The sequence below is a fragment of the Pyruvatibacter mobilis genome, from assembly GCF_012848855.1.
GTDB classification, from domain to species: Bacteria; Pseudomonadota; Alphaproteobacteria; order CGMCC-115125; family CGMCC-115125; genus Pyruvatibacter; species Pyruvatibacter mobilis.
Genome location: NZ_CP051630.1, coordinates 2736064 through 2748826, shown reverse-complemented (window position 1 = coordinate 2748826; position 12763 = coordinate 2736064). Strand labels below are relative to the sequence as shown.

At 63.4% G+C, this 12763-nt stretch carries 9 protein-coding genes; 2 read left to right on the top strand and 7 right to left on the bottom strand.

Annotation, left to right across the window (positions count from 1 at the left end; all coding sequences use genetic code 11):
- Positions 1-29: 29 nt before the first annotated feature.
- On the top strand, positions 30-1613 hold the full coding sequence (locus HG718_RS12720; protein ID WP_160587024.1) for an SLC13 family permease: 1584 nt from the start codon (positions 30-32) through the stop codon (positions 1611-1613).
- A 21-nt stretch (positions 1614-1634) separates the two neighbouring features.
- Here HG718_RS12720 and HG718_RS12715 read toward each other — a convergent pair whose 3' ends face one another.
- Positions 1635-2678: a P1 family peptidase gene (locus HG718_RS12715; protein WP_160587023.1), complete on the bottom strand. Its 1044-nt coding sequence runs from the start codon at positions 2676-2678 to the stop codon at positions 1635-1637.
- Positions 2679-2930: 252 nt separating this feature from the next.
- Here HG718_RS12715 and ggt point away from each other — a divergent pair, with 252 nt between their 5' ends.
- Complete coding sequence (gene ggt / locus HG718_RS12710; RefSeq protein ID WP_160587022.1) at positions 2931-4661, top strand: gamma-glutamyltransferase; 1731 nt, start codon at positions 2931-2933, stop codon at positions 4659-4661.
- Positions 4662-4670: 9 nt separating this feature from the next.
- Here the strand turns inward: ggt and glk are convergent, their stop codons facing one another.
- The 6 genes from glk to HG718_RS12680 all read right to left on the bottom strand — a co-directional run bounded on the left by glk (position 4671) and on the right by HG718_RS12680 (position 12756).
- The gene (gene glk / locus HG718_RS12705; RefSeq protein WP_160587021.1) at positions 4671-5654 is read right to left on the bottom strand and encodes a glucokinase; all 984 of its coding nucleotides are present in this window, start codon (positions 5652-5654) and stop codon (positions 4671-4673) included.
- Positions 5655-7076, bottom strand: coding sequence for an alpha,alpha-trehalose-phosphate synthase (UDP-forming) (otsA, locus tag HG718_RS12700; RefSeq protein ID WP_160587020.1), 1422 nt, complete (start codon positions 7074-7076; stop codon positions 5655-5657).
- Entirely contained in the window at positions 7073-8866 is a 1794-nt protein-coding gene (locus HG718_RS12695; protein WP_160587019.1) for a glycoside hydrolase family 15 protein, read from the bottom strand. Before HG718_RS12695 ends, otsA begins: the two co-directional genes overlap by 4 nt.
- A gap of 116 nt (positions 8867-8982) precedes the next feature.
- Positions 8983-9747 (bottom strand): methyltransferase domain-containing protein, encoded by a 765-nt coding sequence (locus HG718_RS12690; RefSeq protein WP_160587018.1) that lies wholly within the window; start codon positions 9745-9747, stop codon positions 8983-8985.
- 33 nt (positions 9748-9780) lie between these two features.
- Positions 9781-11277 carry a sensor histidine kinase gene (locus HG718_RS12685; RefSeq protein ID WP_160587017.1) on the bottom strand — a complete coding sequence of 499 codons (1497 nt, stop codon included), beginning with the start codon at positions 11275-11277 and terminating at the stop codon, positions 9781-9783.
- Positions 11278-11328: 51 nt separating this feature from the next.
- The gene (locus HG718_RS12680; RefSeq protein ID WP_160587016.1) at positions 11329-12756 is read right to left on the bottom strand and encodes a dihydrolipoyl dehydrogenase family protein; all 1428 of its coding nucleotides are present in this window, start codon (positions 12754-12756) and stop codon (positions 11329-11331) included.
- Positions 12757-12763 lie beyond the last annotated feature (7 nt).

The window sequence follows — 12763 nt, the reverse complement described above, 5'->3', positions numbered from 1 at the left end:
TACGCTGAGAGACCGAACCGGGGAGCGCGATGGCGGATAACGACACAGCCCCCGGCAAGCCGGGTTCTGCCGCTCAATCCGACGTAATCAGCCACGGCCATCTGGCCGCCGCTGCGGCAGCCGGGTCACCGGCGCCGCATCACAGGCGCCTGGGGCTTTTTGGCGGTATTGCGGCCTTTGTTGTGCTTATCGCCATTGGTCCTCCGGAGGGCATGCCGCCCGCCGCCTGGAACGTTCTCGCGGTCGCTGCCCTCATGGCCTGCTGGTGGGCTCTCGAGGCCCTGCCGCTCGCCGCTACGGCCCTCGTGCCGCTTGTTGCCTTTCCGCTCCTGGATATTCAGCCCATCCGCCCGACGGCTGCATCCTATGCGCATCCGCTCATCTTCCTGTTCATGGGCGGTTTCCTGGTGGCGCAGGCCATGCAGCGCTGGGACCTGCACAAGCGCATCGCCCTCACCATTGCCTCGCGGGCGGGCTCGGAACCGACCCGGTTGATCGCGGGCTTCATGGTTGCGACAGCCTTTCTCAGCATGTGGGTGTCGAACACCGCCACTACCATCATGATGCTGCCCATCGCAGCATCCGTGGTCAGCGTGGTCATCCTCAACAGCCCGCACGCCACGCAATCGAATGCCCAGCGCTTCGGCCTCGCCACCATGCTTTCCATTGCCTACAGCGCCAGCGTAGGCGGCATCGGCACCCTGGTAGGTACCCCGCCCAATGCGCTGATGGCCGCCTTCTTCGAGCAGGAATTCGGCATCGAGATTTCGTTTGCCGCCTGGATGCTGCTGGCCATGCCGCTGGTGGTCATCATGCTGCCGGTCATCTGGCTGGTGATGACGCGCGTCGTCTATCCCTTTGATCTCGGCAGGTCCGCTGAAGAGGCTGCCCATGGTCAGGAAGAAGTACGCAGCCAGCTGGCCGAGCTGGGCAAAATGACGACGCCTGAAAAACGCGTGGGTATCGTCTTTGCCACCATGGCAGGCCTCTGGCTCATTCGCCCCTTGCTTGACGATCTTCCCTTTCTCTCCGGTCTGTCTGATCCGGGCATTGCGATTGCAGGCGCGCTGGCGCTCTTCATCCTGCCGGCCGGGGCGCAACAGACGTCCTCAGAAGAGGCGCCGCATTCCGAGCGTCTCCTGTCCTGGGCTCAGGCGCGCAACATTTCATGGGACGTGCTGATTCTCTTCGGCGGCGGATTGGCGCTCGCCGGGGCCTTTTCGAGCACCGGTCTCGCGGCAGCTCTGGGCGATAGCCTTGGGACGTTGTCATGGCTGCCGCTCTTCGCCTTTGTCGCGGCGGTGGCAGCGATGGTCATCTTCCTGACAGAACTCACCAGCAACACCGCAACGGTCGCAGCCCTCCTGCCGGTCATCGCGGCCATTGCGGCGGCCACCGGCCACCCGCCGATGGTACTGGCCGCTGCCGCAGTCATGTCGGCGTCCTGCGCCTTCATGCTGCCAGTCGCAACCCCGCCGAACGCTATCGTCTTCGCGTCGGGCTATGTAACCGTGCCGCAAATGATGCGGGCCGGGTTCGCGCTCAACATCATCGGGATCGTACTGATCGCGCTGCTGGCCACCTTCCTAGCGCCGCTGGTTCTGGGCAGTTGATCGACAGGTGACCAGGGAGCTTCAGCGCGTATACCGCTCGCGATAAGAGGGGCTTGCCCCCAGGGTCTCAGCTTCATAGACACCCCGCGCAACGGCGCGTGCCAGCGTGTCGGCAGCCAGCGCACCAAGCATCGCTACCAGTCCCGCCCGCGCCGTGTCCTCCGGCAGAGGCCGTGACCCGGTCGCCAGCGCAAAAACGACATCACCGTCAAAAGGCGTGTGGACAGGGCGGATGGCGCGCGCATACCCATCCTGCGCCATCATCGCCAGACGCCGGGTCTCGGCCACCGTCAGGGCTGCATCGGTCGCAACGACGCCAATCGTGGTGTTCATGCCAGGCGATGCACCGATCTTGGTCTCCGCATACGGATCATCAGGCAGATGTGCTGGCCCCGGAAAGGAGTCCTGATCACCCATCTCACCTGCTTTCTCAAAGGGAGCGGCCCAGAACCGGCCGCTTCCCGGCATGACGCAGGAACCAAAGGGATTGCTTGCGGCCAGAGCACCGACGACGAAACCGCCCGGCGCAACAACAGAAGCGGACCCCGTGCCGCCCTTGAGCGCGCCCGCGCGCGCGCCAAGGCCGGCCCCCGCATTGCCCAGCCTCACATCCGCGTCCAGCGCCTCCATGGCTTCGATGCCCAGACGCCGGTAGGGCGGCGTCTCGCCCCACTCCTTGGCACCGCCATTCGAAAGGTCGAAAAGGATGGCCGATGGCACGATGGGCGCCACAAGTGGAGTTGACCCCAGGGCGAAGCCACGCCCCCGCGCCCCCAGCCGTGCAGTGACACCTGAGGCCGCTTCGAGGCCGTAGACGGAGCCACCGGACAGAACGATGGCGTCTATCTCGTCGACCAGACAGTCGGCGGACAATGCATCCGTTTCCCGCGTGCCCGGTCCGCCTCCGCGTACATCCACCGCGGCCACGGCGCGGCCTTCCGGTGCGATCACCGTTACGCCCGTGCGCACCGCATCATCCTGTGCCTGTCCGACCCGCAGCCCGGTGACATCGGTGATGAGATTGCGCGGCCCGGGTGCGAAGGGGACGGGTGTCTGAACAGTCATGCAGCTCTTCCTGAAAACGCCGGCGAGCCGGTGTCACGGCACCGGTCCCGGAGTGGGGGTGCCGGAGTATGCGCGACCGGTCATCGAAAACGCAAAACCCGATAGGGCTGCGCGGGCATTCAGTGAGGCACGCCCAAACCTGTTCGAAACGGTCCTGTTTCAAGTCTGGCCAGTCCGGTCGCCGGCTGGCTATTCTGCGGATAACCGATCACGCGATGACTGATCCGCCGACACCTCCGGGAAGAAACCTGCATGGCACGCCTCAAGACTGTCCTCACCCTTGCCGGCACGCTGCTGGGCATTGCCCTTGTCGGCTTCCTCGTCACCATCGCCGTGACGCCGCCGCCGGTGCACATGGTGTCAGCAGCCCATCCGCTGGCAAGCCAGGCGGGCATGGAGATGCTCAAGCGTGGTGGCTCCGCGGTGGATGCAGCCGTGGCGACACAGCTTGTGCTGACCCTGGTGGAGCCGCAGTCAAGCGGCATCGGCGGCGGGGCCTTTCTCGTCTACTGGAATGAGGATACCAAGCGCGTCGAAACTTGGGATGGACGCGAGACCGCGCCCGCAAGCGTGACCGAGCGGCATTTCCTGCAATCCGACGGCACACCCATGGGCTTCTTCGACGCGGTCGTCGGCGGTCATGCTGTGGGCGTGCCCGGTGTCATTGCCATGCTGGCCGCCGCGCATGATGAGCACGGGCGCCTGCCTTGGGAGGAGTTGTTCGAGCCTGCGATTGCGCTTGCCGAGAACGGCTTCGACGTCACACCCCGCCTCAACAAGCTCATCAACTGGTCCCCGGCCCTGCCGATGATGCCTGTGGTGAAAGACTACTTCTTCGAGCCGGGCGCGGTCGACGGGGAGGGAAAGCCCGTTCCGCTCGCCATCGGCGCTCGCCTCACAAACCCGGCCTATGCGCGCACACTAAGGCTTATTGCCACGCAAGGCCCGCGCGCCTTCTATGAAGGTGAGATCGCCACGCAGATCCTCGAAGCGGTCAACAATGCGCCACGAAACCCGGGACGCATGACGGCGGCTGACCTCGCTGCCTATGAGCCTGTGAAGCGGGAGCCTGTGTGTGCGCCCTACCGCACATACACTCTTTGCGGTGCTCCGCCGCCTACGTCTGGCAGCACGACGGTGTTGCAGATCATGGGGCTCCTTGAAAGCTTCTACATGCAGCGCGCCGAGCCGCAGTCGGCGGATTCAATTCACCTGATCTCCGAAGCAAGCCGCCTGGCCTATGCGGACCGCAACAAATATCTGGCGGACCCGGACTTCGTGGACGTACCGCTCGAAGGCATGCTGGACCGGGCTTATCTGCGCCTGCGCAGCCGTCTTATTCACCCTGACAAGACGCAGTCCAGCGCGCCGCTGGAGGCGGGGCTTCCGGCCGGATCCGATGCGTCCCTCGCAGTGGCTGAGCCCAAGCCGGCGCACTCCACGTCTCATTTCGCCATTCGCGACAGGTGGGGCAATGCGGTGTCCATGACGACGTCCATCGAGGCACCCTTCGGCAGCCATCTGATGACCGGCGGCTTCCTGCTCAACAATCAGCTTACGGATTTCTCCTTCGTGCCGGAGAAGGAAGGGCGTCCAGTCGCCAACCGGCCGGAAGCCGGCAAGCGGCCCCGGTCCTCCATGTCACCGATGATCGTGCTGGATGAGGACGGGGAGTTCTATGCTGCGGTCGGTTCGCCGGGCGGCAGCCGCATCATCGCCTTCGTTGCTCAGACGCTGGTGGGCGTTCTGGACTGGAACATGACGATGCAGGAGGCGATCAACATGCCGCGCCACGTGCACCGCAACACCACACTTGAGCTTGAGGAAGACACCTTCATCGCGACCTTGGCCGAAAGCCTGCGCATGCGTGGGCACGACGTGGAAGTGAAGGAAATAACCAGCGGTTTGCATGGGGTCCGCGTGGTGGAAGGTGGCCTCGAGGGCGGTGCGGACCCGCGCCGCGAGGGCGTGGTGCTGGATTGAGGGAGCGTGTCAGCTGCGGCGGGCGAGGGCAGTGAGGCCGATAAGGGCGATGTCCCGCACGGTGATCAGATAGATGGGGATCTCAGCCAGATAGGGCTTGAAGCGTCCCTTTGCTTCAAAGCGGTAGCGCAGCAGGCGGTGGTTCAGAATGTCACCCCAGCGCGGCAGGATACCACCCGCGAGATAGATGCCGCCGCGCGCGCCCAGGGTGAGGGCGAGGTCACCGGCGACCGATCCCAGAAGCCCCGTGAACACCTCGACCACCTCCCGCGCCAGCGGCGATGAGCCGTCTGCGGCCATGCGGGCAATATCCGCCGCTGTCGGCCTGCCGATTTCCGGGGACCCATCAAGCGCTCCAAGTGCCCCATAGAGCTCCTCCATGCCCGGCCCGCACAGCACCCGCTCTGCGGAGACATGGCCATGGGTCTGCATCAACTGAAAGAGCAGCGATATCTCACGCTCGGTTCCCGGCGCCAGCGAGACATGCCCGCCTTCGCCGGACAATGGCACGAACCCGCCCCGGCCATCAGGGATGAGCCCCGAAACGCCAAGCCCCGTACCCGGACCGAGAATGCCACGAGGGGCGTCGTCATCTGCCGTGGCCCCGCCGATCTGCACGAGGTCGTCTGCATCCAGATGGGGCAGGGACAGGGCGGCTGCGGTGAAATCATTAACGATGGAAATACGCGGGCAGCCGGTCGCCGCGGTGACGGCACGGGCGCTGACGACCCAGGGCAGGTTGGTCATCGCGATGTGGCACTCGTCCCCTGCTCCTTGAACCGGGCCGGCAGCACAGAGAGCCGCCCCGCCGAGGGCAGGGTGGCCCGCCTGCTCGAGAAAGGTCTCGAGCGCAGCCTCAAGCGTTGGATAAAGCGCCGTCATCAGCACCATGGGCTCGTCCGGCCTGGACGCACCCGGCTGTGTCAGGGCGAAGCGGGCATGGGTGCCGCCGATATCGGCAACAAGGACCGGCAGATCATGCGGCGTCGGCATTCAGGCAACGGCCCCGTTCTGGTCGCCATGCAGGCTGCCTCCGGTCACCCCCGCATGTTCCACGCTGGACAGGGCCTCGAGATAGGATGTCCGCCAATGACCGATGTCCTCTTCGGAAATGACTTTCATCAGCTTGGTATAGCGGTCCTTGCGTTCATCCAGCGGCATGGTGAGGGCCACATTCATGGCGTCCGCCATGCCCTGCACGTCATAGGGGTTGACGATCACAGCATCCGTCAGTTGTTTCGCAGCCCCGGCAAAGCGCGACAGCACCAGCACGCCGGGATCCTCCGGGTCCTGAGCAGCGACATACTCCTTGGCAACGAGGTTCATCCCGTCGCGCAGCGGGGTCACCAGCCCCACATGGCTGGCACGGTAGAGACCGGCCAGCGCCTGGCGGGCAAAGGACCGGTTGAGATAGCGGATCGGTGTCCAGTTGAATTCGGCAAAACGGCCATTGATATGGCCTGCCATGCCTTCCAGCTCGAGCCGCAGATCCTGATACTCGCTCACATCCGTGCGTGATGGCGGCGCGACCTGAAGCAGGCTCACTTCACCGCGATGCTCCTCATGGTCTTCCAGCATGCGCTCGAAGGCATTGAAGCGTTCAGGCAGGCCCTTGGTGTAGTCCAGCCGGTCCACACCGATGATCTGCCTGCGCCCGCGCAGCATGTCACGCATGGATGCGAATTGTTTCTGCCCGTCATCCGTACTGGCGAAATTGGCAAACGTGCCGGCGTCGATCCCGATAGGGAATGCGCGTGCTGTCACCGTACGGTTGAAGCACCGCGCCTTGTCACCAAGGATACTGCCGCCCACTTCCATGCGCACATAATCGAAGAACCGGTCGCGGTCATGCTCGGTCTGAAACCCGAGAATGTCGAAGGCAAAGAGTGCCTTTACCAGCTCCTCATGGTTGGGCAGCGTTGTCAGAAGTTCGCGCGGCGGAAAGGGGATGTGCAGGAAATGACCTATGGGTCGGGTGCAGCCCAGCTTGCGCAGCTCCTCGGCGAAGAGAAGGAAGTGATAATCATGCACCCAGATCAGGTCGTCTTGCTGCACAAGCGGCAGCAATGCCTTGGCGAAGGCTGCATTGACCCTTGAGTAGCCCGCGAAGTTGTCACGGTCATATTGCACAAGCCCGGTCCGGAAGTGGAAAAGCGGCCACAGGGAGCGGTTGGCGAAGCCATTGTAGTAGGCGTCGAAATCATCCGCTGACAGATCAATGGTCGCCAGCGTCAGCGGTCCGGCGGATTCGAGTTTCAGGCGGGTGTCCGCTTCTTCGATCACGTCGCCGGTCCAGCCAAACCAGATGCCGCCCGAAGACTTGAGCGCTTCCACAAGGGCTACGGCAAGACCGCCGGCGCGTGCTGCATCACCGATCGGTCCCACGCGGTTGGAAACGACAATGAGCCTGCTCATACTTCTTCCTCCCAGCGCCGTGACAGCCGCATGGCAGCGTTGATGATGCCCACCAGCGAATAGGTCTGTGGGTAATTGCCCCACAATTCACCGGACTTGACGTCGGTATCTTCCGACAGCAGCCCCAGCGAATTCCGTGCTGCCAGCATCTCCTCGAAGATCTCGCGCGCTTCTTCCTCCCGGCCGACGCGGGCCAGGGCATCGATGTACCAGAAGGTGCAGATATTGAAGGCGGTTTCCGGCTCGCCGAAATCATCCGCCTCCGCATAGCGGTACATATGCTTGCCGCGCCGCAGGGTGCGCTCAACGGCATCCAATGTCTTGCGGAACCGCTCATCGTCGGGACTGAGGAAACCGACTTCAGCCATCAGCAGCAGACCGGCCTCCACACCCTTGCCGCCAAAGCTTTCAGCGAATGATTCCATGTCCGGGTTCCAAGCTTCCGTTGTAATCGTTGCGTGGATCGTGTCCGCGCGGCCCTGCCAATAGGACGCCCGGTCTGTGAACCCCATATGACGGGCAATCTTGGACAAACGGTCGCATGCAGCCCAGCACATGAGGCTGGAAGACGTATGAACCCGCGCACGCGTGCGCAGTTCCCACATGCCCGCATCCGGCTGGTTATGCTTCTCGAAAGCCAGCTCGCCCATATGCTCCAGCCGCTGGAAGTCTTCCGGCGTGCCCGGATGAAACAGCCGCTGATCCAGAAAACTCTGCGCCGCGGCGAGCACTACGTTTCCGTATACGTCATGCTGGAAGTGCTCATAGGCCTGGTTGCCCACCCGCACGGGGCCCATGCCGCGATAGCCCGACAGGCTTTCGACCTCCCGCTCCACGAGCTGGGCTTCCCGGCTGATGCCCCAGACGGGCTGCAGGTGGTTGTTCGCTTCGCCGACGATATTGTTGAGATAGCGGAGATAGTTCTCCATCGTTTCGTTCTCTGCCAGCGAGTTGAGAGCGCGCACCACGAAGAACGCGTCCCTCAGCCAGCAATAGCGGTAGTCCCAGTTACGCTGGGTGCCCGGTGCCTCGGGGATCGACGTCGTCATCGCCGCGATGATGGCGCCCGTCTCCTCGAAAGTGGACAGCTTGAGCGTGATGGCCGCCCGGATCACGGCGTCCTGCCATTCAAGCGGCAACGCCAGCCGCCGTACCCAGGTGCGCCAGTAATCCGCCGTGCGCTCTTCGAAGGCGTTCGCTGTCTCGCGCAAACTGCCGATCAGGGGTTCGTCCGGCCCCAGCATCATGTCCACTGGCTCTTCCAGCAGGAAGCTGCGCTCCTCAAGCACGTATGTCAGCGGGGCATTGGTGTTGAGCCGAAGGGCCTGGCCGGTATGAAAGAAGCGTGCATGGTTGGAGCCGCGGCTGACATCCGGCACGCGGTCGCCCCAATTGTAGCGCGGGCGCAGGCGGATGGTGATGCGTGGGGTACCGGCAATCGGCTTGAGTCGCCGCATAATCGACACGGGGCGGAACATGCGGCCCAGGCTGATGTAACGCGGCGCGAAATCGGTGATCTCCACCGCGTTGCCGTCGCTGTCATACAGCCGCGTCTTCAGGATCGCCGTGTTGTGTGCGTAGTGCTGCTCACTACGCGCGAAATCCGATATCTCGATGTCCCAGAAGCCGAAGCCGCCGCCTTCGCGCGCCTCATCGCCGCCATTCAGAAGGTCGCAGAAAACCGGGTCGCCATCGAAGCGGGGAAGACAGCACCACACGATGCGGCCTTGAGGGTTGATAAGAGCACCAAAGCTGCTGTTGCCGATAACACCAAGATCAAGCGTGGACATGAAACCCTTGTGATCGTCGTGGAAGGTGGGGGCTGGATCAAGGGTGGCACCACGGCGCTTTGGTTGCAATGCACCATGACCTCAGAGCGTCCACGGGCTTCCGTTTCTGATCTGGCTCAAGCGCAGCGGGCGACCATGAAAAGTCGGGTAAAGGGAAAAAGCGTCGTGCCGTCAGCACGTTGCGGGTAGGCCGCCGCGAGCTTTCCCCGATAGGCATCAACGAAGTCGTCTCGCTGCTGCCCGGCAAGTTCTGAGACAAAGGGCACAAGTGCTGTTCCGCTCGTCCATTGCAGCACCGCGTCGTTCCCGGTCAAAACCTGCAGATAGGTCGTTTCCCAGATATCCAGATTGGCAGCATGGGGTGCAAGTATCCGGTGATACTCCGCCATCGGACTGACAGGATTGCCTCGCAGGCGGGCGATCAGATCCTTGCTGCCGGTCTCAAGAACGGCCTCCTCAAGAAGTACGTGGCTGGGGGCCGAAAAATTGGCGGGCATTTGCACGGCCAGGACACCGCCTTTCGACAATTGGCTCATCAGGTGTGGCAGAAGGGCGTCGTGCCCGTCGAGCCAGTGCAATGCCGCATTGGAAAAGATGACGTCATACGGAGCTTCCGCCGACCAGCCTGCAATGTCGCCGACAGAAAACGCGGCATTGAGACCGGCACGTGAGGCTCGCTCAATCATCTCCGGGGAACTGTCGACGCCGTGGACGGCTGCCTCAGGCCAGCGCGTTGCAAGGAGGGCGGTGGAGTTGCCGGGGCCGCAGCCGAGATCCGCCACGCGGGCCGGGGACGTCATGTCGATGCGGGCCAGCAGTTCCGCGGCAGGACGGGTGCGGTGGTCGGCAAAGCCCAGATAGGTCGTCGGATCCCAGCTCATGGCGCGTCAGATAGCACGCCACAGGCTGACCTGTCATTCCGCAGCGAGATCGGCTTCCGGTTCCGCCATCTGGCCATCCGGGCCAGGCAAGTAGATATGAAACACCGTATGGCCGGGTATGGACTGGTGCAGGCGGATGATGCCGCCATGGGCGCGCACGAGATCCGCCGCGATCGCCATGCCCAGCCCCGTGCCACCTTTGCGGGCTGATCCAACAAAAGGCTCGAACAGGTGCGCCCGCGCGCTGACCGGCAGGCCGGGCCCCGTGTCAGCTATGTAGAGCCGCCCGCCGCCTGGCACCATCTCACAGCCTATGGACAGAGTGCCGCCGCCATCTGCCTCCAGCATGGCTTCAACGCCGTTGCGCGCGAGGTTGAGCAGCACACGGAAGAGCTGATCGGCATCGGCGAAGACCTGCTCCTCGGGATCGATGGAAATCTCGGTCCGGATGCGTGTGTCATCCGCTGGAACGGCAGCATCGCACACCTCGTGCACGAGATCCGCCAGCGGGACGAATTGTTTACGCGGCGGTGCTTCCTCCGCCTTGCCGAACTTCATCGTGTCGGTCGCAAGCTGGATGGCCCGGTCGATTGAGGTGAACAGGCGTGGTGCCAGCTTCTGCACCTGAGGGTCGTCGATACCGGTGAGCCTGTCTGAGATCAGTTGCGCGCTGGCGAGAATATTGCGCAGGTCATGGTTGATCTTGCTCACGGCCGTGCCGAGCGCGGCCAGCCGGGTCTTCTGGCGTAGGGCCTGGCGAATCTCGCCCTGCATGGCCGCAAGTTCCCGTTCCGCCGTGCCGATCTCGTCGCGCCGTTGGGACGGCAGCATCACGCGGGACGCATCTTCCGGCTGCTGACGAAACCGCACCATGTTTTCCGTGATACGCATCATCGGAATCACCAGCGCCCGGTTGAGCGCGAGGAACACCAGCGCTGCGGTGAAGATGGAAATGACGATCGACAGGAACAGGACATTTCCGGAATAGACGAACATCGCCTGCCGCAGCGGCGTGTCGTCGATCACGATCTCGATGAACTCACCGCCGCGAAACCGCGGGCTGCCGGCAACGGCCACCGTGCGGCCGCCCCCGAAAACCAGGGTTTCGAAGGCGTCGTAACACAGTTCCAGCCACGTGGCGCCACGCAGATCATAGCGTGCGACGATCATGTCCTGCATGGGGCTTGCCAGGAGCAGTTCACGCCGGTTGTCACGCTTGAGTGCCACCGCCTTCACCTCGGCATTGCGCAGCAATTCAGCTTCAAGCTCCGGCATGACGCCGCGCTCGGCAGCAGCCTCGACGGCAAGGCTTGCAAGCTGAGCGGCATTGATGCGGTCCATCAGCCAGGTCGCCCTGAAATTGGCGATTGACGGCACATAGATGAAGACTTCCGCCAGCATGACGAAGGCGACAGTCAGCACCAGAAGCTGCGCTGAAAGGCTGCGGGCAAGTCGCCTGGGCAACAGGGTCTGCAGGCTCGGCCGTGCGGCCGTGCCTTGCGGATCGTCCCTGTCCTGCTCCTCAGACATCGCCTGCCTGCATCCCCTGTGGTCGTGACGTCCGCCCGCGGCCGGTTGGCCTCAGCCGAACAGGCGCATCAGCAGCCGCACGATGAACCTGATCCGGCTGCTGTACAGCGTCGGCGTATAATAGGAGCCGGCCGCCCGCTTGGACACTTCCGTCAGAGTGGGATAAGGCGCAATGAACTGCGCCATGGTGCCGATCTTCTGCCTTTGGCCAACCGCGAGAATCCATGGGGCCAGCAGGTCACCCGCATTGAGGCCGGCGATGGAGGCGCCAAGGATGACGCCCTTCTTGTCCGTCACGACCTTGATAAGGCCTTCGGTCCGCCGTTCTGCCTGGGCGCGGTCGTTTTCGTCAAAGCCCCATTTGAGGACCGTGATGCTGTCCCCGTGGTTCTTGCGCGCGTCGGCTTCGGTCAGGCCAACATGGGCCATTTCGGGGTCCGTGTAAGTGACCCACGGCACCGCCGAATGATCTGCCTTGGCCGGCACCTTGAACAGCGCGTTACGGATCACAATGCCCGCGTGATAGCCGGCGACGTGGGTGAACTGCAGGCCGCCTGCAACGTCGCCCATGGCGAATATTTTCTTGTTGGTCGTGCGCAGCCGGTCATCCACCTGGATGCCGCGCTTGGTGTACTCGATGCCCGCGTTCTCAAGCTCGAGCCGCTCCACATTGGGCTTGCGGCCAACGGCCAGCAGCAGGTGCGTTCCGTCCACGCTCTGTTCCTGGCCGTCCTTCTCAAAGACCACCCGGATGCCTGCATCGGTCTTTTCGATCCGCTGCACCATGGCGTTTTCCCGCAGGTCTATGCCTTCATCGATCAGGCGCTTCTTGACGATGGCCGTGAGCTCCGGGTCGTCCTTGCCCAGCGCCGTGCCGCCTTCCAGTGTCGTTACCTTCGCGCCGAGCCGGCGATGCGCCTGGCTCATCTCCATGCCGATGGGCCCGCCGCCGATGACGATCAGGTGGTCCGGCAGGTCGGTATTGTCGAAGATAGTCTCGTTGGTGAAATAAGGGACGTCTTCAAGACCCGGGATCGGAGGTTCGACCGGGCTCGACCCGGTGGCGATAACAATGCGCTTGGCACGGATTTCGGTGTCACCGGCAATGACCGTGCGGGCATCCTTGAAGCGCGCATAGGCCTGGATCACGTGCACGCCCAGCCCCTCGAAGCGCTCGACGCTGTCGTTGGGCTCAATCGCCGCGATGACGCTCTTCACATGCGCATTGACCCTGGCGAAGTCCACTTGCGGGGCTGCAGGGGCTATGCCGAATTCGTCCGAATGGCCGAACATGTGTGCGTGCTTGCCGGCAGCCAGCAGTGCCTTTGACGGCACGCAGCCATAGTTGAGGCAGTCACCGCCCATCTTGCCGCCTTCGATCAGCACTACCTTGGCACCCATCTGGACAGCGCCCGCCGCAACCGACAGGCCGCCTGATCCGGCGCCGATGACACAGATATCCGTTGTGATCTTGTTCATTGGATCA

Coding starts and splice junctions, on each gene's coding strand:
- HG718_RS12720 (WP_160587024.1), top strand. CDS start 30: ATGGCGGATAACGACACAGCCCCCGGCAAGCCGGGTTCTGCCGCTCAA.
- HG718_RS12715 (WP_160587023.1), bottom strand. CDS start 2,678: ATGACTGTTCAGACACCCGTCCCCTTCGCACCCGGGCCGCGCAATCTC.
- ggt (WP_160587022.1), top strand. CDS start 2,931: ATGGCACGCCTCAAGACTGTCCTCACCCTTGCCGGCACGCTGCTGGGC.
- glk (WP_160587021.1), bottom strand. CDS start 5,654: ATGCCGACGCCGCATGATCTGCCGGTCCTTGTTGCCGATATCGGCGGC.
- otsA (WP_160587020.1), bottom strand. CDS start 7,076: ATGAGCAGGCTCATTGTCGTTTCCAACCGCGTGGGACCGATCGGTGAT.
- HG718_RS12695 (WP_160587019.1), bottom strand. CDS start 8,866: ATGTCCACGCTTGATCTTGGTGTTATCGGCAACAGCAGCTTTGGTGCT.
- HG718_RS12690 (WP_160587018.1), bottom strand. CDS start 9,747: ATGAGCTGGGATCCGACGACCTATCTGGGCTTTGCCGACCACCGCACC.
- HG718_RS12685 (WP_160587017.1), bottom strand. CDS start 11,277: ATGTCTGAGGAGCAGGACAGGGACGATCCGCAAGGCACGGCCGCACGG.
- HG718_RS12680 (WP_160587016.1), bottom strand. CDS start 12,756: ATGAACAAGATCACAACGGATATCTGTGTCATCGGCGCCGGATCAGGC.